The 23,183-nt window shown below is 63.0% G+C and carries 15 protein-coding genes; 10 read left to right on the forward strand and 5 right to left on the reverse strand.

Going from position 1 to position 23,183, the window contains the following annotated elements:
• Positions 1-65: 65 nt before the first annotated feature.
• Complete coding sequence (locus BW992_RS18830; RefSeq protein WP_231991066.1) at positions 66-650, reverse strand: alpha/beta fold hydrolase; 585 nt, start codon at positions 648-650, stop codon at positions 66-68.
• 131 nt (positions 651-781) lie between these two features.
• Between BW992_RS18830 and tspO the strand changes: the two genes are divergently transcribed.
• A complete protein-coding gene (gene tspO, locus BW992_RS18835; protein ID WP_072458964.1) occupies positions 782-1,222 on the forward strand; it encodes a tryptophan-rich sensory protein TspO in 441 nt (146 codons plus the stop codon).
• 30 nt (positions 1,223-1,252) lie between these two features.
• Here tspO and BW992_RS18840 read toward each other — a convergent pair whose 3' ends face one another.
• Positions 1,253-2,497: an acyl-CoA dehydrogenase family protein gene (locus tag BW992_RS18840; RefSeq protein ID WP_072431526.1), complete on the reverse strand. Its 1,245-nt coding sequence runs from the start codon at positions 2,495-2,497 to the stop codon at positions 1,253-1,255.
• A gap of 381 nt (positions 2,498-2,878) precedes the next feature.
• On the opposite strand from BW992_RS18840, the gene sfnG reads away from it, so the two are divergent.
• Positions 2,879-3,976, forward strand: a complete 1,098-nt coding sequence (sfnG, locus tag BW992_RS18845) for a dimethylsulfone monooxygenase SfnG (protein ID WP_072396656.1) — start codon at positions 2,879-2,881, stop codon at positions 3,974-3,976.
• Between the two features lie 138 nt (positions 3,977-4,114).
• On the opposite strand, the gene BW992_RS18850 is transcribed toward sfnG, so the two are convergent.
• Positions 4,115-5,218, reverse strand: a complete 1,104-nt coding sequence (locus tag BW992_RS18850) for a sigma-54 interaction domain-containing protein (RefSeq protein ID WP_072458961.1) — start codon at positions 5,216-5,218, stop codon at positions 4,115-4,117.
• Positions 5,219-5,508: 290 nt separating this feature from the next.
• Between BW992_RS18850 and BW992_RS18855 the strand changes: the two genes are divergently transcribed.
• From BW992_RS18855 to BW992_RS18865, 3 genes are all read left to right on the forward strand, one after another.
• On the forward strand, positions 5,509-6,768 hold the full coding sequence (locus tag BW992_RS18855; protein WP_072396659.1) for a serine hydrolase domain-containing protein: 1,260 nt from the start codon (positions 5,509-5,511) through the stop codon (positions 6,766-6,768).
• A 118-nt stretch (positions 6,769-6,886) separates the two neighbouring features.
• On the forward strand, positions 6,887-8,221 hold the full coding sequence (locus tag BW992_RS18860; RefSeq protein ID WP_072396661.1) for an alginate export family protein: 1,335 nt from the start codon (positions 6,887-6,889) through the stop codon (positions 8,219-8,221).
• A 38-nt stretch (positions 8,222-8,259) separates the two neighbouring features.
• Positions 8,260-9,363 carry a polyamine ABC transporter substrate-binding protein gene (locus BW992_RS18865; RefSeq protein WP_072396663.1) on the forward strand — a complete coding sequence of 368 codons (1,104 nt, stop codon included), beginning with the start codon at positions 8,260-8,262 and terminating at the stop codon, positions 9,361-9,363.
• Positions 9,364-9,420: 57 nt separating this feature from the next.
• Here BW992_RS18865 and BW992_RS18870 read toward each other — a convergent pair whose 3' ends face one another.
• Positions 9,421-10,032, reverse strand: coding sequence for a TetR/AcrR family transcriptional regulator (locus BW992_RS18870; protein WP_076406904.1), 612 nt, complete (start codon positions 10,030-10,032; stop codon positions 9,421-9,423).
• A 421-nt stretch (positions 10,033-10,453) separates the two neighbouring features.
• Between BW992_RS18870 and gabP the strand changes: the two genes are divergently transcribed.
• The 4 genes from gabP (at position 10,454) to BW992_RS18890 (ending at position 16,578) form a co-directional block, all read left to right on the forward strand.
• On the forward strand, positions 10,454-11,857 hold the full coding sequence (gene gabP / locus BW992_RS18875; RefSeq protein WP_072396667.1) for a GABA permease: 1,404 nt from the start codon (positions 10,454-10,456) through the stop codon (positions 11,855-11,857).
• A 281-nt stretch (positions 11,858-12,138) separates the two neighbouring features.
• The gene (locus BW992_RS18880; RefSeq protein ID WP_072396680.1) at positions 12,139-13,860 is read left to right on the forward strand and encodes a type I secretion system permease/ATPase; all 1,722 of its coding nucleotides are present in this window, start codon (positions 12,139-12,141) and stop codon (positions 13,858-13,860) included.
• A complete protein-coding gene (locus tag BW992_RS18885; RefSeq protein WP_072396682.1) occupies positions 13,853-15,223 on the forward strand; it encodes an HlyD family type I secretion periplasmic adaptor subunit in 1,371 nt (456 codons plus the stop codon). Before BW992_RS18880 ends, BW992_RS18885 begins: the two co-directional genes overlap by 8 nt.
• A gap of 2 nt (positions 15,224-15,225) precedes the next feature.
• Positions 15,226-16,578, forward strand: a complete 1,353-nt coding sequence (locus tag BW992_RS18890; protein ID WP_072396684.1) for a TolC family outer membrane protein — start codon at positions 15,226-15,228, stop codon at positions 16,576-16,578.
• Between the two features lie 192 nt (positions 16,579-16,770).
• Here the strand turns inward: BW992_RS18890 and BW992_RS18895 are convergent, their stop codons facing one another.
• A complete protein-coding gene (locus tag BW992_RS18895) occupies positions 16,771-22,383 on the reverse strand; it encodes a putative Ig domain-containing protein (RefSeq protein ID WP_076406905.1) in 5,613 nt (1,870 codons plus the stop codon).
• 278 nt (positions 22,384-22,661) lie between these two features.
• Between BW992_RS18895 and BW992_RS18900 the strand changes: the two genes are divergently transcribed.
• On the forward strand, positions 22,662-23,105 hold the full coding sequence (locus BW992_RS18900) for a CopD family copper resistance protein (RefSeq protein WP_072396688.1): 444 nt from the start codon (positions 22,662-22,664) through the stop codon (positions 23,103-23,105).
• Positions 23,106-23,183 lie beyond the last annotated feature (78 nt).

Genomic DNA, 23,183 nt, shown 5'->3' on the forward strand with positions numbered 1-23,183 from the left:
GAGCCTGCGGGGAAGCGCTGCCCGGGCCGCTTCGTGAACGTTTCAGGGACAGGCAGTGCGTGCCGTCACACCGCATGCAATGGCCGGAAAAACGCCCTGATATCCTCTGCCAGCAACGCCGGCTGCTCCAGCGCGGCAAAGTGGCCACCGCGTGGCATCTGGGTCCAGCGCTGCACGTTGTAGCAGCGCTCCACCCAGCTACGTGGCGGCAGCGGCAGCTCCCTGGGAAACGCCGCGACCCCAAGCGGCGGTTTCACGCGCTCGCCGCTCTTGAACAGCAAGGGCCGCCGGCTTCCTTCCACATAAGGGCGGAACGACGAGCCAATGCAGTTCGTCAGCCAGTACAGCGTCGCATTGGTCAGGAGCCATTCGTGACTGATGGCCGGTTTCGTATCGCACCACGACAGCACCTTTTCCCCCATCCAGGCCAGCAATCCCGCCGGAGAGTCGCTCAGGCCCACGGCCAGGGTTTGCGGCTTGGTACGCTGGATGTGCGCATAGGCGCCTTCGGCTTCGCTGAAGGCCGCGGCACGGTGCAGGAAAGCCGTTTCTTCTTCTGTCGGCGGCGGGTCGTTTTCGCCAAGGGGCGGGCGATAGGCACCGGGGATGTAGTTGAGATGGATGCCCGTCAAACGCTCGGGATAACGCACGCCCGCATGGAGTACGAATCGGCGTTGAATTTATACGAGGGCCAGCGAGTCTTTGAAAGAAGTACATGGCGATGGAGTGTAGTCATCCGCTGCCTGTCATGTTTCCCCATCCGCCCAGCCAAGGACCGCCAATGACCTTCTTCATTTTTCTTCTCGCCTGCTGTGCCGCCGCAAGTACCGGCGTCATTTTCAAGCCAGGACAATGGTACGAGTCCCTCGTCAAGCCACGCTTCACACCCCCCAACTGGCTGTTTCCCGTGGCTTGGACAGTGATCTACCTGTTGCTCGCATGGGCGGGCTACCGGCTGAGCATGATACCGGGAAGCCAGCAGGCGCTGGCGTTATGGGCGGCGCAGATTGCGTTGAACACCCTGTGGACCCCGGTATTCTTCGGGGCCCACCAGGTGCTCGCCGGTATGGTGGTCATCGCGCTGCTCTGGCTGGTGGTCGCGGCGATGGTGGTGTTGGCGTTGCGCCTGGACGTGATCACAGGGTTGATCCTGTTTCCCTACCTGGCATGGCTTTGCGTGGCCGCCACGTTGAATTTCTCCATCCTGCGTAACAATCGCTGATGCCCCACCGATGAATGCTCCAAGGCGAATTCAACGCTGCTTCGACCCGCCACCAATCTGCCAGACATACGGCGGCTCCGTCCCGTTGATTTCCCAGTCGCCAATGATGCGTTCCTTGTAGATCAGCGGGTTGTGCGAAGCCGCGGTCCGGGCGTTGCGCCAGTGGCGATCGAGGGCCTTGCTGGTGCTGGTGGCCGACGCGCCCAGTGCGTTGAACACCTCGCTGGTGGCGCGCAAGGCCAGGTCGGCCACCACCACCTGGGCCTGGGCCGACTCCAGTTCGGCGGCAATGTTGGCGGTGTGCTCGGTCTCGGCGTTCTGGCTGAAGCGACTTTCATAGGCTCGTTGCGAAGCAGCGGCGGCGCGCAGGGTCGTGGCTTCGGCGGCATAGACCTGGGCCGATGCCTTGCCGATCACCTGCTGTACTTGCACATCCTGGCTCACTTCACTGGCGTTGCCGGTGCTGAACACCCGCGTGCGCTGGCGCACTTGCTCGGTAATGTCCCGGACGGCGGCACGTCCGGCGCCTGTCTGCACGGCGAGCAGCACCAGTTGGTAAAAAGCGGTCTGGTACTTGAAACGGGTGGAGAAGTCGATGAGGTTCTCCGCTTCCACCACGGCGTTGTCGAACACCGAAGTACCACTGCCGGTGGTGCGTTGACCGAAGCCGTCCCAGTCATCGCTCTGCCTGACACCCGGCTGATTCACACGTACGGCGGCGATCACGTCGGCGCCGTTGTCGTCACGCTGGGCATACAGGTCGATCCAGTCGGCGAAGATGCTACCGGTGCTGTAGTACTTGCTGCCGTTGACCACCCATCGATCGTCCTGACGGGAAACCCGGGTGAGGACTTCGCCGATTTTCACGGCGCCGACTTCAGTCCAGGCATTGCCCACCAGTTCGCCGTCGACGAAGCGCTTGAACCAGACGTCCTGCGGGCTGGTCGCCTGGGCATTGAGGCGATCCTCGACAAAAGCGAAGTGCCCGCGCAGGGCCTGGGGCAGGTTGGAATCGGCTTCGGCCAGTTCGATCAGCAATTGCAACAGTTGCGGTAACGAGGCGCCGGCGCCTCCGTATTCGACCGGGACGCGAATGGCGCCAAACCCGGCCTCCTTCAACCATTTCACTTGCTCGAAGGGCAGGCTGCGGGTCTGCTCGCGCTCCAGCGCGCCGGCCTGGATGCGCGCGAAGATCGGCCGGAACCGTTCGGCCAAGGCTTCGTAGTCGGTACCGGTGGACAGGGTCGGCGGCAGGTGTTGTTGCTGTGCGGTCATGGCAGTGTTCCTTCTGAGGACGAAAGGGCGGCAGGGCGAAGATCTGCCGTCAAGGACATCGTTGCATGCTCCATGCCCGGTGGCCGAAACCTGCGCAAACGGGACGTTTGCCGGATTGATGCTGGTGTCGGGCTGTCGTGCTGCGGGCAATCTGCCTGGCGACTGTGGGTGTGGCAACAGTCAAGCAGCTTGCGCCGGGCGGCGCCGGGTGTTGGCTGTGCAACAGCGATCCGACAGCCTGCCCGCCGCACGACAGTATTGAATTGAGGGATAGAGTCAACTCATTGAAAACAAATGAAAAACGTAAGTGGCACGGTTGCTGCTCCAGCGGTTGTACAGAGGCGAGCACGCCTATATCTCAACGAGCCGGGAGTACACGCAATGAGCCAGGACACGATCAAGTTTGCCTACTGGGTGCCCAATGTCAGCGGCGGACTGGTGGTCAGCAAGATACCGCAACGCACCGACTGGGGAATCGATTACAACCGTAAGCTGGCACAGATCGCCGAGGATGCCGGCTTCGACTACGCCCTGACCCAGATTCGTTTTACCGCCGGCTATGGCGCCGAGTACCAGCATGAATCGGTGGCTTTCAGCCACGCCTTGCTGGCGGCCACCACGAAGTTGAAAGTGATTGCGGCGGTGTTGCCCGGACCATGGACGCCTTCGGTGCTGGCCAAGCAGATCGCGACCATCGATCAGCTCACCGGCGGTCGCGTGGCGATCAACGTGGTGTCCGGCTGGTTCAAGGGCGAATTCACCGCTATCGGCGAACCCTGGCTGGAGCACGATGAACGCTATCGTCGTTCGGAGGAATTCATCACCACGCTCAAGGGCATCTGGACCACCGACAACTTCACTTTCCGCGGCGACTTCTATCGTTTCAACGGCTACACCCTCAAGCCCAAGCCCCTGCAGCAGCACCCGGAAATTTTCCAGGGCGGCAGTTCCCGGGCCGCGCGGGACATGGCCGCCCGGGTATCCGACTGGTACTTCACCAACGGCAACACGGTGGAAGGGGTCAAGGCCCAGGTCGACGACCTGCGGGCCAAAGCGGCGGCCAACCACCACACGGTCAAGGTCGGCGTGAACGCCTTCGTCATTGCCCGCGACACCGAGGAAGAAGCCCGTGCGGTGCTGGCCCAGATCATTGACCAGGCCGATCCCGAAGCCGTCAACGCGTTCGGTGACGCGGCCAGGCAGGCCGGCAAGGCAAGCCCCGAAGGCGAGGGCAACTGGGCCAGGTCCAGCTTCGAAGACCTGGTGCAGTACAACGACGGCTTCAAGACCAACCTGATCGGCACCCCCCAGCAGATTGCCGAACGTATCGTTGCCTTGAAGGCCGTGGGTGTAGACCTGGTGCTGGCCGCCTTCCTGCATTTCCAGGAGGAGGTCGAGTATTTCGGTCGCCGGGTCCTGCCGTTGGTACGCGAGCTGGAGCAAGGCAAAGTGGCGACCAGAACGGCGGCGGTTGCCTAGGCTTCGTACGAAAGTGCCTGCCCGACGATCAGGCTGGGTTGAAGACAGGCTCGTGCGTGAGTGCGCTTGCTCGCCTGTTTTCGCTTCGTCGGATCGTCGCTCGGCGACCCTTCGTACGCGCCCCCGGCCAGGGAGCCATCAGGTCGATAGATTGACCAGCCGGCCGTCCCGGGCGCTCAGCGCGGGGCGGCGTTTGTTGACCACCAATTCGCCAATCCTGATCAAGAGCGTGCGGGTGACATTGCGACTCAGGCCCAACAGGCTGGCGGTGTGAACTTGGTTGCGGTTGGCGTATCGATAGGCGGCACGCAGCAGTTCGGCTTCCACCGTTTCATACAGCTTGCCATGCTCTTGTTCGAGCAGTTTCTCCAGGGCTTTTTGCAACAGTGCCTCTGCGCTTTGGGGCTCGCGTTGCGGTGGGTTGTCCTGGCGCTCGATGCGCCAGTTGGACAAGTGCAGGTCCTGCACGCCGATCACGTCGCTACGGCAAATCAGCAGCGTGTGATGGATGACGTTTTCCAGCTCGCGAATGTTCCCCGGCCAGGCATAGTCGAGCAACTTGCGCTGCGCCTCGGCATCCAGCGTCGCCTCGCCACGGCCCAACCGGCGGCTGTATTGGGCGATGAAGTGACTTATCAACGGCAGGATATCGCCGGGGCGTTCGCGCAAGGGCTTGAGTGCCAGGCTGACCACATTCAGGCGGTAATACAGGTCTTCGCGAAAGTGCCCGGCGTCGATGGCTTTTTCCAGCTGAACGTTAGTGGCAGCCAACACACGCACGTCGATCCTGATGCTTTTGCGCGAGCCCAGGCGGACCACCTCCCGTTCCTGCAGCACCCGTAGCAGCTTGACCTGGATCGGCAACGGCAAGTCGCCAATTTCATCGAGGAACAACGTGCCGCCGTCGGCTTCCTCGAACCAGCCTGCCTTGGCCGCCAATGCTCCGGTGAAGGCGCCTTTCTCGTGGCCGAACAATTCGGCTTCCACCAGCGATTCGGAAAACGCCCCGCAGTTGACCGCGACGAACGGCTTGTCGCGGCGAGCGCTGAGGCTGTGTATGTGGCGCGCCACCAGTTCCTTGCCGGTACCGGTCTGGCCGATGATCAGGACGCTGGCGTCACTGGGGGCCACTTGCTGCAGGTGGGCCAGCAGGGCGCGGGAGGATGCGTCTTCGAAGACCTGGGCCGTGGCGCGGATCGAGGTCGCCAGGTCGGGAGAAGATGGAAGCGTTAGAAGCTGCATGAGTGCCCATTCCTATGAGTTCGCAGTGGCTGAAGTGAGGCGCCGGCCAACGCTCCCTGATGGCTGCACCGCGCGAGGCATTCGGTGTGAGGGCTAATCTAAATGATCTAAAAATTGTAGATAAAATAACTTTTAGGCATTTGCTTAAGCCGACAGACGAATGATTCGGCCTCCTGGGTGGATCCAAATAAATAAAGTGCGGTAAAAAACTTTATTGACTAAAAATAAATACCGGGTAATTATTTCCCCGCATCTGCTTTCACGCAGAGTCACTTTTCAGGGGCAACCCGATGAGTCAGAACGCCGTGCCTTCGTTGGCCAGTCTCTACGTCGAGGCGATCGAATCGTCCGACCCACGCTCCACATCTTCATTCATGCAAGGCTTTCCGCCTGAACCTCAACGCCGGGTGAGCTGGCATAACTGGATGCGCGCTCCGTTCAATCAATGGGGTTTCCGCAACCTGGCGCGTCTGCGGCCGTCCATCGACGTGCAGGCAGGGGCCGCGCCGGTCAGTCCGTTGCAGCAGGCACCGCAGCCGCTGGACCAACTGCACTTCAACAGCGAATGTGGCTTGAGCATCAGTGTGATCGAGCACCTGCTTGCCAGCCAGACCGACGCTTTCCTGGTGATGCAGGGCGACACGGTGCTCTACGAACGCTATTTCAACGGTCAGCGTCCCCAGGACCGGCACATCATGTTCTCGGTGACCAAGTCGCTGATCGGCACCCTGGGCGAACAGCTGGTCTGCGAGGGTTTGCTGGATACCGCATTGCCTGCGGCCCATTACGTACCGGAACTGGCCGGCAGCGCATTTGCCGATGCAACGGTGCGCCAGCTGTTCGACATGGCCGTGGGCATCGATTACAGCGAGGTCTATGAAGACCCTGATTCCGAGAGTTCCCAGTACGGTTATGCCTGCGGTTTCCAGCCGGCACCGGTGCAGTACGGGCAGTTCGAATCCTTGTACGAGTACTTGCCGAGCCTGCGCAAACGCGGCAGCCACGGTGGTTTCTTCCACTATGTGACGGCCACCACCGAAGCGTTGGCCTGGGTCATGGAGCGTGCCTGCGGCAGGGCTTGCCATGAGTTGTTGCAGGACATCTGGAGTCAGTTGGGCTGTGAGCGCGACGGCTATTTCATGGCCGACCCCTGGGGGCGCAATGTTGCCGGTGCCGGCTTCAGTGCGACGTTGCGGGACATGGCGCGGTTCGGGCGATTGCTGGCCAACGAGGGCCGCCACGCCGGACGGCAGCTGCTATCGAGCGAGGCCATCGCCGGCATCCTCGCTGGCGCCGACCCCGCGGTCTACGCCACATCCCCGGACTTCAGCGCATGGACCCCCGGCGCGTCCTACCGTAGCCAGTGGTACGTCTTCAACGACCACAGCCAGGCATTGATGGCCGGTGGCATCCACGGCCAGTACCTGTTCGTCGACAAACCGTCCGGTGTGGTGATCGTCAAGCAATCGTCCCTCAGCGAAGCCGTCAGCCCGTTCGACGGGGACAGCGTGCGCATGCTGCGAGCCATCGCCGCGCACCTGACTCGCTGACCACATCCCTCTATTACAAGAATTCGCGTTCCGTTCACCTGGCCTGGCCAGGTGTTGGCGAGGCCCTGCGCCGCCATTCACTGCCCTGTAACAACAATAAATCAAACAGGAGCTTCATATGGTTTGCATGACACGTTGGTCCCGGACGCTCTTGGCGTTCGGCTTACCCCTGGCCGCCCAGGTTGCCTGGGCGGGCTATACCTTCGAGGAGGGCGCCCTCAAGGGCGAAGTCAACCTGACCGCCGGTGCGGCGACCCTCTCTACGCGCAACGTCAACTTCGGCAGTGGCCGGGTGGACATGCGCAGCCGAAGCAACGGCGGCACGAAAATCGACTGGCAGGAGTTCTACGTCAAGCCCGGTGCCACGCTGGACTACGCCTTGCAGCCGGACTTCAGCCTGCTGGCCGGTGGTTCGCTCGTGGCGGCCACCACCCTTGGCGATGGCGATGCCGGCGGTTTCACCCGCAGCTCCGATGGTGATGTGGCCCTCGAGGAACTGTACGGCGGTTTCCGGGCCGGGGAGTGGACATTCACCGCTGGCCGGCAGAACTACATGATCGGCAATGGCTTCATTGTCATGGACGGTAATCTCGACCAGCTCGAGGACGGTGCCTATTGGCTCGCCCCCAGGACGGCCTTCAAGGATTCCGCGATCCTGGCCTGGGATCACGGTGCGTTGAAAACCCAGGCATTCACCTTGCGCACCGATGATGACATGGGTGATTTGCGGATGACCGGCGTCAACCTGGACTACAACCTCGATGACCGGGTGACGCTGGGCGCCATGGCCATGAAGATCGACTCCCTGGCCCCCCAGGGTTCGACGCCCTTGAGCCGGGATGGCATGCGGGTCTACAACGTCCGGGCGCTCAATGCCAAGGTGCCGGGCCTGCCAGCGCTGACGCTCAATGCCGAATACGCACTGCAGCGCGGCAGCGGGGCCGGGGTCGATTACGCCGCCAAGGCCTGGTATGGCCAGGCGGACTATGCCTTCGACACCTTGCCGTTGACGCCGGTCCTGGGTTATCGCTACGCCAGCTTTTCCGGTGACAGCGACCTCACCGATAACCGCCAGGCGTCCTGGGATCCCCTCAGCAAAGGCTTCATCGACTGGGGGACGTGGCTGGTGGGAGATGTCGTCGGCAATTACCTGCTGTTCAACAGCAACGAAAACGTCCAGCAGTTTTCCCTCAAGACGCATCTGAACGAAACCCTGACGCTCGGGGCGATTCACTACCAGTTCTGGCTGGACGAAAAAAACTACATGGGAGCCGCGGTCAGTGATCGGCGCTTCGCCGACGAGAGCGTCGTGTTCCTGGATTGGGCGGCGTCGAAATCGCTCTCCACCTCGCTCTCCTATAACTGGGTCAAGCCAATGGCCGCGGCCAGGCAAGTGTTCGGAGACGACCGCAAATTCAGCGCGCTGGAACTCTATCTCACCTATCGCTATTAAGTGCCGCGAGCCCCGGGGCCGCGTTGGAGTGTCTGATCATGAACAGATTTTTGCGTAACACCTTGCTGGGTGCAGCCGTTTCCTTGTCGGTATGCGGGGCGACCCTTGCCGAGGAACGGACGGTGCGGATCTACAACTGGATCGAGTACCTGCCGCCCGAAATCCTGAAGAGCTTCCAGGAAGAAACCGGGATTCGGCCGATCTACGACGTCTTCGACAGCGTCGAGACCCTGGAATCGAAACTGTTGACCGGCAACTCCGGGTACGACGTGGTGTACCCGAGCAGTTCCAACATCAGTCACCTGATCGCCGCCGGAGCGGTCCAGCCCCTGGATCGCAGCCAATTGCCGAACTGGCAGCACCTGGACCCGGAATTCATGAAGTCCCTCGAAGCGGTGGGTGACCCGGGCAACCGTTACGCGACGCCGTACCTGTGGGGCACGACATTGATCGGCTACAACGTCGACATGGTCCGCAAAGTACTGGGTGCCGACGTGCAGATGAACACCTGGGACATCCTCTTCAAGGAAGAGAACATGGTCAGGCTGGCCAGTTGTGGTGTCGGGTTGCTCGACGCCGCCAATGAAATCGTACCGATTGCCCTGCACTACCAGGGCCTGGATCCCAACAGCCAGAAACGCGAGGACTACCCACGGGCCCAGGCGGCAATGCTCAAGGTCCGTCCCTACATCACCTATTTCAATTCATCGCGCTATGGCATGGACCTGGCCAATGGTGAAATCTGCGTCGGGGTGGGCTGGTCGGGTGGTGTCGCCCTGGCCAGGCGACTGGCCGACGCGGCCGGCAAAGGGGTCAAGGTGGAAATGGCGTTGCCCAGGGAAGGCGCGCCGATGTGGTCGGACGTGATGATGGTGCCTACCAACGCTCCCCACACCCAGGAAGCCTACGCCTTCATCAACTACATCCTGCGCCCGGATGTCATCGCCCGGATCAGCAACAAGATCGGCTACCCCAACCCCAACAAGGACGCCACGGCGCTGGTGAATGCCGAAATCCGCAACGACCCGGCGATGTATATACCGGACGACGCACGCAAGACCCTGTTCGCCCTGGAGCCCGTGCCGGCAGCGGTGGAGCGGATTCGCACTCGCACCTGGACCGCCATCAAGACCCGGCGTTGAGCCCCGCGGCCCGGCTTATACCGCCGGGCCCGCCATGACCCCGCGGATCATCCCGCTTCAGGCGCGCATCCCCTGGAACAGCAGTTCGGTGATGCGCCTGACCTGGGTGGAATGAGCCTCGACATCCGGCTGCTCCTGGTTGACCAGTCGGTACAATTGCTGGTGCGAATAGTCGTTCAGCAGGAAGGCGGCCAGTTCGACGTCGAGGTCGGCGCGCAGCTTGCCGGCCTGCTGCAACGCCCTGATCAGCCCGCTGATCTCGGCCCTGAGCGCGTCGTTCATGGCTCGATAGCCTTCCGGCAATCCGTTGTCACCACCGAACAGGATCAGTGGCAGCAATTCGCGCCAGAGGCTGGGGTGCATGACTTCCAGGGCGTACCCGGTCAGCAAGCGTTCCAGATAACAAAGGGCTTCCACCGGATCCTCTATTTCAGGCATCCGGCTGCGAGTGTCCTTGAGGGCTCGCTGGTCGGCCTCGTGCAGGATCTCGAGGATGATCTCCTGCTTGTTGCCGAAGTACTTGAACACCGTGGGGGCCGACACGCCGGCCTGGCTGGCGATCTGCTCGATGGTGGTGTCCTGGAAGCCTTGGCGCTCGAACAGTTCGATGGCCGCCTTGCTGATGGCCTGGCGTCGTTCGGCTTTTTGTCGTTCACGCAATCCGCTCACGAAGAATCCTTGTCGTTGGGTAGAGCAGGGTGGTGCGATGGTCAGTCGGGATTTGCGCAACCTGTGGACGCGAGACTGGCATCGAATGGCCCCGGAGATCTTTTCAAAATACTTAACCCGGTAAAATATTTAAAGCGATTATTTCGACACGAGCCCGCCGGCCACGGGGATTATGGGGGCATTCGACCCTACCGGCCTGGGCAAAATGCCATGTATTGAGTGGCGAGAACAGGCACAAACCCGACGCATACAGCTAACTGACTGGTGAGGAAAGACAGGTACCGTGGCGCAGCTTCCACCGCCGTGCGCCCGTACGAGACGGTGGCGAATACTCATTCAGGTGCCGCTTTTCAGGAGGAGCGAGTACCCAGGCACCGACCATTGCCCTGCACGCCTCATGCCGCCACAAGAGAATAAGAAAATGACCAGCCCCAGTTTCAAGGATTCGAACGGCCACCTGGCGCAGGGCTTCAAGCCTCGTCACGTCACCATGCTCTCCATCGCCGGGATTATCGGCGCCGGTTTATTCGTGGGATCGGGACACGCCATCGCGGCGGCGGGGCCCGCCGTCCTGCTGGCCTATCTGTTTTCCGGCCTGCTGGTGGTACTGGTGATGCGGATGCTCGGGGAGATGGCGGTGGCACGCCCGGACACCGGCTCCTTTTCAACCTACGCCGACCAGGCCATCGGGCGCTGGGCGGGGTTCACCATCGGGTGGCTCTATTGGTGGTTCTGGGTGCTGGTGATCCCCATCGAGGCCCTGGCCGCCGGGCATGTATTGAACCAATGGTTTCCCTCCATCGACGCCTGGTTCTTCGCCTCGGTGTCGATTGTCGCGCTGGCGGTGACGAACCTGTTCAGCGTATCCAAGTATGGCGAGTTCGAGTTCTGGTTCGCGATGGCCAAGGTCGTGGCGATCATCGGTTTCATTTCCCTGGGGTTCGCCGTGCTGATGGGCTGGATCCCGGAGCGGGAAGCCAGCGGCTTGAGTCGTCTGATGCAGGAGCACGGCGGTTTCGCCCCCAACGGCCTGTCGGCGGTGGTAGGGGCTTTCATCACCATCATGTTCAGTTTCATCGGCACGGAGGCGGTGACCATCGCCGCGGCCGAATCCGATAATCCCGCGCAGAACATCGCCAAGGCGACCCGCTCGGTGATCTGGCGCATCGGGGTGTTCTACCTGCTGTCGATCTTCGTGGTCATCTCCGTGGTGCCCTGGAACGATCCGCAGCTGGCTTCGGTGGGTTCCTACCAACGCGCCCTGGAGCTGATGAACATTCCCCATGCCAAGTTCCTGGTGGATGCGGTGGTGCTGATCGCCGTGGCCAGTTGCATGAATTCCTCGATCTACATTGCCTCGCGCATGCTGTACTCCCTGGGCCGGCGCGGCGATGCGCCGAAGTCGCTGAAGGTGACATCCTCCCAGGGCGTGCCGAGGGCGGCAGTCATTGCCAGCACCGTGCTGGGCGCCGGCATCACGCTGTTCAGCTACTTCATGCCCGCCGGGCTGTTCCAGTTCCTGCTCGCCAGTTCCGGGGCCATCGCCTTGCTGGTGTACCTGGTGATCGCCATCTCGCAACTGCGCATGCGCCGCATGCTGCGTCGCCAGAACGTCGAGTTGTCCTTTCGCATGTGGTTGTTTCCCTGGCTGACCTGGCTGGTCATCGTGTTCATCTCGGCGGCGCTGGCCGTCATGATGATCACCCCAGAACACCGTAGCGAAGTGAGCACGACCCTGGGCCTGGCGCTGGCCATTTCCTTCATCGGGCTGGTGACATCGCGGCAGCATTCCCAGGCGAAAGGCGCCGTTTCCCTGGGTTCGTAACCTACACACTGCGAAGGCCCTGTCGGGGCCTTCGTCCCCAAGCTGTTTCAACCCTGAAACAGCTCTCGGGTGCCCGGCATCCGCCCGTCACCCGCATTTGAAACCCCACCCTGCGAACCGGCACTAACCCGTGCTTGCGTTGTCAGTAATTGGCGCCTATGGCGATGAGGATCGCGCCTGATGGCGGCACGTCAGCTGCATGGGGCACACGCGCCTTCGGGCAAATAACTCGCGATGGATTGCGTCCTGGACCGACTATTCCTTTTGCGGGTTGCACAACTATGGGTTTGCTTCTCGATCCGCGGCATGACATCGATGCCGCCTTGTTGAGTTATCGCCGCGTGTTCTGGGCTCTGGCACTGTTCAGTGGGGTGATCAACCTGCTGGTACTGGTGCCTTCGCTGTACATGATGCAGGTCTACGACCGTGTCCTGACCAGTCGCAACGAAACCACGTTGTTCATGCTGACCCTGATCGCCCTGGGGCTGTTCATGTTCAGTGCCTTGATCGAGTGGGTCCGCGGCGAGGTGATGATCCGCATGAGCGCCGGGCTCGACGATGCCCTGGGCGAGCGGATCTTCGACGCCGCGTTCGCCCGTAGCCTGCGCGAGCACAACGCCAACCCGGCCCAGGTGCTCAGCGACCTGGCCACGCTGCGGCAGCTGATTACCGGCCAGGGGCTGATCGCCTTGCTCGATGCGCCCTGGCTGCCGATCTTCCTGCTGGTGGCGTTCATCTTCCATCCCTGGTTCGGCGTGCTCACGCTGGTGCTGGCCCTGGTGCTCATCGGTCTGGCGCTGTGGGGCGAACTGGCGACGCGGGCGCGCCTGGGCGAAGCCAACCGGCTGGGCGTGCAGTCGGCGGTCTACGTCAACAGCACGCTGCATAACGCCGAAGTGATCCAGGCCCTGGGCATGCTTGGGCCATTGCGTCAGCGCTGGAGCCTGTTGCAGCAACGCATCATTGCCGCCCAGGCCCACGCCAGCGACCGCAGTGCCCGTATCACATCGACAACCCGTTTCGTGCGCATCTCCGGACAGTCCCTGGCCTTGGGGCTGGGCGCGTTGCTGGTGCTCGAAGGGCAACTGTCGGCGGGCATGATGATCGCGATGTCGCTGCTGCTGGGTCGAGCCCTGGCACCGGTGGAAATCGCCATCGGTTCGTGGAAGCAGTTCAATGCCGGACGCCAGAGCTACCAGCGCCTGAGCCAGTTGCTGGCCCAGCATCCGCGCGAGCGCCTGCGCATGCCGTTGCCACCGCCGACCGGCGCGGTGCGCCTGGAGCAACTGTATGTCGGGGCGCCCGGGGCTTCTCAGCCGATAGTGCGGGGGATCAACTTCAGCTTGAACAAAGGGGACGTGCTCGCGGTGGTCGGGCCCAGCGCCAGCGGCAAGTCGACCCTGGCCAGGGCACTGGTTGGCGTATGGCCGCCCCTGGGCGGCTCGGTGCGCCTGGACAACGCCGAGATCAGTCAGTGGTCCGCCGACGCCCTGGGCCCGCACCTGGGTTATCTGCCGCAGGACATCGAACTGTTCGACGGCAGCGTGGCGGACAACATCGCGCGCTTCGGCGAGCAGGACGCCGACAAGATCATCGCCGCCAGCCGCCACGCCGGCATCCACGAAATGATCCTGAGATTCCCCCTGGGCTATGACACGCCGCTGGGCCCCGGCGGGCTTGGCTTGTCCGGTGGACAGAAACAACGCCTCGGCCTGGCCCGGGCATTGTATGGGCACCCGTCCCTGGTCGTGCTCGACGAACCCAATTCCAATCTCGATGAAGCCGGCGAGCTGGCGCTGGTGCAGGCCATCAACGCGTTGAAGTCTTCCGGCAGCACCGTGGTGCTGATCACCCATCGACCCACCGTACTGGCGGTGGTCGATCACATCCTGGTGCTCAAGGACGGGATCCAACAGGCGTTCGGGCCCCGTGACCGGGTGCTCAAGGCGCTGATGCCGGGGCCGCGACCGGCCACGGTCAAGGAGGCCGGCGAAGATGCGTGATCTGACTCCGGGGAAACAGGTGTACAGCGAGCATGGGATGAGCGTGCGCAACGTCAGTGTGCTGCCCGGCGCCAGCACCGATGCCGGTGCGGCGGCGCGATATGGCATGGGGTTCCTGGTGCTGGCACTCGGCGGCGCCTTGCTCTGGGCCTGCCTGGCACCGCTGGACCAGGGCGTGGTGGGCAGCGGCACCGTGGTGGTGGCGGGCGAGCGCAAGGCGGTGCAGTCGCTGGTGGGGGGCGTGGTGGAAAAACTGCTGGTGAGCGATGGCGATCGTGTCAGCCAGGGCCAATTGCTGGTGCAGCTCAACACGGTGCAGGCGCAGTCGCAACTGGACGTGACCCTGGGCAAGCTGCTCAGCGGCCGGAGCATCGAGGCACGCTTGATCGCCGAGCGCCTGGGCGCTTCGCAGATTCAATGGCCGACGCAATTGCTGGAGCGCGCCGAAGAGCCTCGAGTCAAGGCCGCCATGGCACTGCAGAGCCAGTTGTTCCTGACCCGTCGCGCAGAGTTGGGCAGCCGCTTGCAGATCATCGAACACGAAGTGGCCGCGTTGCAGCAGCAATTGCTCGGCTATGAGGGCGTGAAGCGCAACTACGACGCGCAGATGCGGTTCCAGCAACAGGAACTGGAAGGCCTGCGTGACCTGGCCCGTGAAGGCTATGTCCCGCGCAACAAACTCTTCGAGGCCGAGCGCAACGCGGCGCAACTGGCCGGCCAGATCGCCTCCGGGGTCGGCGACATCGGCAGGACCCGGCAGGCCATCAACGAGAGTCGGCTCAAGGCCTTGCAGGCGCAACAGGAGTTTCGTCGCGACGCCGAGACCCAGCTCAGCGAAGTGTCTGCCGAAGTCGCGGGATACGCCGACCAGATCCGTGCCTTGCAGTTCGAAGTCGATAACGGTGCCATCCGCGCGCCGACGGCCGGGCAGGTCATGGACCTTAACATTCACACGGTCGGTGGCGTCGCCCAGGCCGGCCAGACCCTGATGCAGGTGGTACCGCTGGATGCGCCCATGGCCATCACTGCCCGCTTCGAGCCGCTGATGGCCAACAAGCTGCGACCGGGCTTGCCGGTGCATGTGCATTTCACCGCCCTGCAACGGGTGGACACCCCGACGGTGACGGGCACGGTGAGTACGGTGTCGGCGGACCAGTTGATCGATGAGCAGACGCACCTGCCGTACTTCTCCGCCAAGGTCGAGATCGCCGCCGACACGGTCGCCGCGCTGCAGGCCGCCGGGTTGCAGGTGCGCCCCGGCATGCTGGCCGACGTCACCGTGGTGACCGGCGAGCGAACCCTGATGAATTACCTGATGAAACCTTTGCGCGAACGCTTGCTGGCGGCCTTCAAGGAGGAATGAGCATGACTGACCGTTGGCTTTATCGTCGCCGGATGCTGTTGAGCCTGTGGTGCAGCGGTTGGGCGGCAATCAGCCCCTCGTGGGCCGCCGAGGACGGCCTGAGCCTGATTGCGGCGTACGATGCTTCGCGTCTCAATGATCCGACCGTGCAGTCGGCGGCCCACGCATTCGAAGCCTCGCGTCATGAAGAGGCGATCGGGCGTGGCGGGCTCTATCCGCAGGTGTCCCTGACTTCCCGTTATGGTTATGGCGGACGCACCGATGGTGGCGATGACAGCACCTACGTCAACAGCAACGACTACCAGGCCAACAACGTCACCCTGGCGGCGCAGCAGCCGCTCTACGACAAGGCCCGCTGGGCGGCCTACCAGGAAGGCAAGGCCCGTGGTCAGTTGGGCAGCCAACAGTTCGATGTCGCTGACCAGGCCCTGTACGACCGGGTCGCCAAGGCCTACTTCGACGTCGCCCGGGCCGAGAACGAAATCAAGCTGATCGCCCAGCAGAAGGCCGCCATCAATGGGCTGGTCATACAGAGCAAGAAGCTGTTCCAGGGGGGGCAGGGGGCGGTGACCGATATCGATGAAGCCCAGGCCCGCCTGGACCTGGTCGAGGCCCAGGAAGCCGAGGCACAGGCACGACGGGTGGCTGCGCTGCGGGCGTTGTCGGGCCGGGCCAGCGTGCCCATCGAAGACATCCAGCCGATGCGCGAGGAGCTGGCCGCCAGCAGCCCGCTGCCGCCCGAGCAGGACCTGGGCTACTGGACCGCCATCGCCCGCCAGGCCAGCCCCGAGCTGGCGGCCCGGCTGGCGGCGGTCAAGGTGGCCGAGGCGCAGGCCGAGAGCCAGCGCGCCGGGCATTATCCGACCTTGTCGCTGACCACTCAGCTGACCCGTCGGGAAACCCGTCAATACCAGGAGCTCGATCCTCGCCAGGACACCTATTACGTTGGTGTGCAGCTGGATATCCCGTTGTATCGCGGCGGCGCGGTACGCGCCTCGGTGGCCAAGGCCGAAGCGCAACTGGCCGGCGCCCAGTCGGACTATGACGTACAGCGCCAGCAACTGGCCGAGGATATCGAAACCGACTACATGGGCGTGGTGGCCGGGTTCGCCAAGAGCAAGGCGATGCAAAGGGCGGTGGAGTCCAACCAGCGGGCATTGACCTCGACAGAAAAAGGTTTCCAGGGCGGCGTGCGTTCCACCGTGGACATCCTCGATGCCCAGCAGCGCGTCTTCCAGGCCCGTCGAGACCTGCTCGACACCAAGCTCGACATGCTGCAAAGCTACGTCAGCCTGCACACCCATACCGGCCAGATGAATCGCGCGGTACTGGCGCAGGTGCAAGGCCTGTTCTAGACAGTCCAGGGGTCAGGTTCGCCACAAGAAAACCGTCCAGGCGCCGTGCCTGCCTTCAGGTTTTCAGGCACAGCAGGCCCCCTGTGGAAGCGAGCTTGCTCGCGATAGCGGTGGGTCAGTCAGCATCCATGCTGGATCTGCCGCCGTTCATTGCGAGCAAGCTCGCCCCACCGTTTGACCTGGGGGCTTGATTCAGGCGGTGAAGTCGCTGGCATGCAGCTCCTTGACCCCCACCAGTTCGAACTCGAACTCGGCGGTGGCGTCGGCGTCGACACTGCCGTAGAGAATGCCATCGGCGAAGCGCAATTGGCCGGTGGCGTTGCTGGCATCGAAGGCATTGCTGCCGATGAAGGTGAAGGCATCGACCGTGGCGGTCAACGGATTGGCGTCCAGGCCGGTGAGGTCCAACTTGTCGAACTCCGCGCTCTTGAAGCCACTGATCACATCGCGCAGAGCCCCGACGCCCATGTCCGACAGCGCACCAAACGCGTAGGTGTCGGCGCCCGTGCCACCGGTGAGGTTGTCGGTGCCCGCGCCGCCGATCAGCCGGTCATCGCCCGAACCGCCCACCAGCGTATCGTTGCCGGCCCCTCCATCCAGGATGTTCGCCGCACTGTTTCCCGACAGCGTGTCGGCGTAGGCGCTTCCTTTCAGGTTCTCGATGAATTTCAAGGTGTCGAGCCCCGAGCCCACGGTGTTCTGTTGCGCAGACGTCGAGAGGTTGACGGTTACGCCGGACAAGGTGCGTTCAAAACTGGCCGTGTCATTGCCGTCGCGTCCATCCAGGACGTTGTTGCCGGCGCCGGCGAACAGCGTATTGTCCAGGGCATTACCGGTGCCGTTGGCGGCGCCCGTGCTATCGACATACAGGTTCTCGACGTTGTTGCCCAAGGTATAGGCCGCCAGGCTGCTGTGCACGCTGTCGATCCCGCCTGTCAGCGCATTGCCGTTGGTCTCGATCACGCTGTCGTCGACGTTGTCGACAAAGTAACCGTCGTTGCCGTCGCCACCGCTCATGCTGTCGGCCCCGGCGGCGCCGTCCAGCACGTTGTTGGCGGCATTGCCGGTGATGAAGTTGCGGCGTTCATTGCCGGTACCGTCGATCTGCGACACACCGGTGAGCACCAGGTTCTCGAGATTGGCTCCCAGGGTCCAACTGACCGAGGCCTGCACCGTATCGATCTGCGCGGTCGAGGTGTTGGTTTCCACCACGCTGTCGAGGGCATTGTCGACCACATAGATGTCGTTGCCATCGCCCCCGGTCAGGGTGTCGGCGCCCAGGTCGCCATCGAGGGTGTCATTGCCCGAGCTGCCCACCAGGGTGTCGTCCTGGTCAGTGCCGGAGATCATTCCGCCTTCGTTCTGGGCACCGTCGAAAATGTCCTGCACGCTGTTGTTGTCGTTGGGGTTGCCCTGGAAGCCCAGGTCATTGGCAATGTAATCCGCCAGGCGCTGGCCGACGATCTCCGCCGATTCCTCGTGCAGGTGCCAGACATCGTCCGGGTACACCAGTGGATCGACTTCATAGCGCAGGGGCAGGTCGTTGTAGTCCACCGCCAGCTTGACGTCGGCACGTTCGGCGGCGATGGCTTCCTGGGCGGCGCGGACATAACCGACGCCTTCGACGATGGAAGCGATCTTCTCTTGCGAATAGCCGCGGGCCCGGGCCGCGTCCTGCTCGTAGTGGCCGGTCTCCATCAGGTACACATTGAAATTGCCGAACTGGGCGTGCAGGTAATCGAAGACTTTCAAGGTCGCGGCCTTGTACGCCGCAGCCGCCGCGGCCTTGTCGGTGGAACGGGCGATCTCCTGGGCGGCTTCCTCGCCCTGGCCCCAGATGATGCCCATGGTGACGTTGTCGATCGCCTGCAGTTCGGTGCGCTGGTCGCGCAGCAACGTCACCGCTCGCAACAGTGCCGGCCCGGGTTGGTTGGTGTCTGTCAGCCACCAGCACAGCTGGAGTTCCTCGGGGCTGAGTGTGGACAGGCCGTTGACCGTGCTGCCACCGACCGCGATGTCGATGCCGTTGCCATCGGCATCGGTGAACTGGCTGCGCACGTCGTAGGTGGTGTAGCGGTTCAGGTCATTGACCAGCATCGAGGTGCCGGACTGGTCGTCGTCCTCGGTCATGCGCAGCAGGCGCGCATTGGATTGGCCAAGGGTGGGCAGGTAGAGGATGTCCTGCTGGGCACGCTCGCCGAAGACGAAGTCGTTGGCGGTGAGGGTGTTGAGGTAGTTGCCGTTGAGGGCGATCTCGAAGCGATTGCCATCGGCGTCGGCTTCGGCGGACTTGATGTAGGTCTTGTCGCCGGCCGCGTTCAGGGTCATGTACAGCGTGCCGTTGCTGCCATCGCCGAGGCCGAGCAAACCCAGCCCCGAAACGTCGATCTTGTCGACGCCCACGGTGAAGTCATAGATCGTGTCGGTGGCCGTGACACCGCCGGTGTCGTAGTCGCGATAACTGTCGGACAGGTTGTTGTAGCGGAAGGTGTCGACCCCATCGCCACCGTACAGCGAGTCCCGTCCGGCGCCACCGTCGATGATGTCCGCACCGGTCCCGGCCTTGATCGTGTCGGCGCCGCCCAGGCCGAGGATCAGGTCCGCGCCCGCCGTACCGTTGAGGCTGTCGCCATTACTGGTGCCGGTGATGGTGTTGGCGGGGGCATCCGCCACTGCCAGGCTGAAGTTGTCGCTGACCGATGCGCCCGCCGGGTCGGTGGCCTTGACCAGTACGTCGTAGGTCCCCGCGGCGGTACTGGTGGGCGTACCGCTGAAGGTCAGGCTGGTGGCATTGAATGTCAGCCAGGCGGGCAGGGCGCTGCCGTTGGCCAGGGTGGCGGTATAGGTCAGCACATCCTGGTTGGCGTCGGTGAAGCTGTTGTTCGCCACCGTGTAGGTGAATGGCGTGCTTTCACTGGCCGTCTGGTCCAGGAGCGGGATGGCCACCACCGGCGCCACGTTGGTGGGGGTGGTCTGGTCGGCGAAGACGAAGTGACTGGCCGTCAGGCTGCTGGCGAGGTTGCCCGCCATGGAGATCTCGAACCGGTTGCCGTTGGCGTCGACCGTCAGGTCCTTGAGATAGGTCCGGTTGGTGGAGGAACTGTAGGTGACCTGCAAGGTGCCGTTGAGCCCGTTGCCCAGGCCGGTATAGCCCAGGGCCGATACATCGATCTTGTCGGCGGCCACGTCGAAATCGAGGATCTGGTCACTGGCGCTGGTGGAGCTGGTGCGGTAGCTGTCGAGCTTCGAGGTGTAGCGGAACACATCGGCCCCTGTGCCGCCGGTGAGTTTGTCGACGCCAGTGCCGCCCACCAGGATGTCGTTGCCGGCACCGCCATTGAGGGTGTCGTTGCCCGCGCCGCCGAACAGCTGTTCATTGGCCGCTGTGCCAGTCAGGGTGTCGTTGTTCGGCGTGCCATTGATGACAATGGCGGTGGGCACGTCCTGTACGGCGAGGGTGAAGCTGTCACTGACCGTGGCGTTGCTGCCGTCGGTGGCGGTGACCTGGATCGAGTAGGTGCCCGATGCCGTATCGGGAGGCGTGCCGTTGAAGGTGCGTGTGGCGGCATCGAAGGTCAGCCAGGCGGGCAGCGGGTTGCCATTGGCGAGCCTGGCGGTGTAGCTGAGGCTGTCGTTGTCCGGGTCGGTGAAGCTGGTGGCCGGTACGACGTAGCTGAACGGGGTGTTCTCGGTGGCGTTCTGGTCCAGCAAGGGCGTGGCCAGCACAGGGGCCTGGTTGGTCGGTGAGGTCGTGGCGAAGACGAAATTGGCGCTGGTCAAGGTGTTGAGGTAGTTACCCTCCAGCGCCACTTCGAAGCGGTTGCCGTTGGCGTCGGCCTCCAGGGATTTGACGTAGGTCTTGGTGCCGGCGCTGTTGAGCACCAGATAGACGGTGTTGTTCTTGCCGTCGCCCAGGCCGGTGAAGCCCATGGCCGAGAGGTCGAGCTTGTCGGCACTGACGTTGAAGTCGGTGATCAGGTCTCCCAGGTTGGCGCCGCCGGTGTTGTAGTTGCGGTAGCTGTCCAGGCGGTTGGCGAACACGAAGGTGTCCGCCCCGGTACCGCCACTGAGGGTATCCATGCCGGCGCCGCCGTCGAGCTTGTCGTCCCCTGCGCCGGCGCTGAGGCTGTCGTTGCCGGCCAGGCCCAGCAGGGTGTCGGCCGCATCGCTGCCCAGCAACGAGTCGCTGGCGCTGGTACCGGTGATTACGCGATTGAAGATGAAATTGCTCGCCGTCAGGGTGCTGGCCAAGTTGCCCGAAAGGATCAGCTCGAAGCGATTGCCGCTGGCATCGGCGTCGAAGTCCTTGATGTAGGTGCGGTCGCTGCTGGCGTTGTAGCTGACTTGCAAGGTGCCGCCACGACCGTTGCCCAGGCCGGTGAAACCGAGGCCGGCGAGATCGATCTTGTCCTGGGTGACGTCGAAGTCGGTGATGGTGTCGTCGAAGCTGGTGGTGGCGTTGCGATAGCTGTCGAACTGGCTGCCGAAGCGGAAGGTATCGGCCCCGGTGCCGCCGGTGAGCTTGTCGACGCCCGCGCCGCCGACGAGGATGTCGCCACCGGCCGCGCCATTGATGGTGTCGTTGCCCGCGCCGCCATAGAAAATCTCGCTGGCGGCGCTGCCCAGCAGGGTGTCGTTGCCGGCAGTGCCTTGTACCGTGGTCATGGGCACCGTAGCACTGACGTAGCTGCCGTCGCCATAGACCAGCGTGGCGCCCTTGCTGGTGTGGCTGATGGTGTTGGCGATGATGGCGTTGCGGTCGGTGCCGTCCTCGTTGCGCTCGGCGACGCCGTAGGTCGACAGGTCGCTGCCGGTGATGAGGTTGCCCTGGATCGTGTTGTCGCTGCCGTTGAAGTACTTCCCGGAGACCCCCAGCGTGTCGTCGTAGGACTGGATGATGATTTCCGGCACCGGTGCGCCCAGGGAGTTGTTGTTGAGGGTGTTATCGATGACCTCGACGTGGTTGCTGCCGTAGATGCGAATGCCGGCGCTGGCGTTGTCGTGGATGTCCACGCCGCTGACCGTCACTTCGCTGGACAGCTTGATCAGCACCCCTTCGGCGCCGTTGCCATAGACCTCGCCACCGGTGATGGTGATGTTGCTGGGGGAGGGGATGTCCTCGCTGCCGCGCTGGACCACGATGCCATTGCCGCCGTTGTCGTAGGCGATGTTGTTGGTCAGGGTGAAATCATGGGTGCTGGTGACGACGTTGAAGCCGTGGCGGTCGTTGTTGTAGGCGACGTTGTTTTCGAACGTGCTGTCGCTGAGGAAGTCCGCCACGAAGCCATCCAGGCCGTTGCCGTGGGACACGCTGTTCTTGATGACCATGTTCACGGTCTGCTCGTGGGGGTCGAAGCCGTACCCGGAGCAATCCTTGATCTCGACGCTGTCGAGGGTGACGTTGGAATCGTAGCCTTCTTCGCCGGGGATATAGCCGTTGAACCAACCGTCGACCTTGCCGGTGGTGCTGTCGCGGTTGCCGTCGATGGTGAGGTTGCTGACGCCGAAATCGTGGGTTTCCTCGCCATAGGCCGAGCGGATGATGCCGGTGATCTTGGTGTCGGAGCCATCGGCCAGCTTGACCGTGGTGTCGCCCATGCCGTCGCCGTACAGATAGACGTTGCTCTTGAGCATCAGGCAGCCGTCTGAAGGTTCCTCTCCACCCGAAACGATATAGGTGCCGGTCGGCATGTAGACCTGGCCCCCACCCGCAGCGGCCGCCGCGTCGATCGCAGCCTGGATGGCCGCGGTGTCATCGGTAATACCGTCTCCTTTGGCGCCAAAATTTTGTACGTTGAAAATCATGAGCTTATCTCCGTATCGGGCTGGAACTACGGTAAATGCCAATATTCCATCGGCAACCACGCAGTTATGACCCGGTGGAGCGAGAAAGTTGTGACCGCATATCGGGCAAGTGTCAAAAAGCCGGACTACCGGATCGACGGTCGAAACGAAAACAACGGTCCATTGACGCCTGCGGCGTCCTGGAGCGGCCATTGCTGCCTTTGTTGATTGGCATCAAGCCCGGGGCCGAGCGCCCGCGGTAGCCTCGAACAAAGGTCGCCCGGTGATGAAGGAGCCCCATGAGCTATCCGCTGTTTCTGACGTTGCACCTGTTCGCCGCGCTGGTCTTTATCGGCACGGTGTTCTTCGAGGTGCTGTTCCTGGAAAGCATCCGCCGGCAACTGCCCGGCAAGGTCATGGTGCTGCTGGAGCAGGGCATCAGTCGGCGCGCCCGGCAATTGATGCCCTGGGTGCTGCTGGCGCTGTTCGGTGCGGGCGCCGCCATGGTCTGGCTGCGCTACTGGCCGGCGCTGATGTCGCCCCTGCAATCACCGTTCGGCTTGCTGCTGGGGCTCAAGATCGGGCTGGCCGCCAGCGTGCTGGGGCATTTCCTCTGGGCCATGTGGCTGTTCAAGCGTGGACGGATGAATGCCCGTTACGTACGGATCATTCATACCCGGGTGTTCCTGCACCTGGTGGCCATCGTGCTGCTGGCCAAGGCCATGTTCTACGTGACCTGGTAGCGATGGGGGCATGTGTTCCGGGCGCTTGATACAGGTCAAGGTGGCCTGGCGGATCACATCGGACAATGGCCCGGCAGC

The organism is Pseudomonas sp. 7SR1 (assembly GCF_900156465.1).
Lineage (GTDB): Bacteria > Pseudomonadota > Gammaproteobacteria > Pseudomonadales > Pseudomonadaceae > Aquipseudomonas.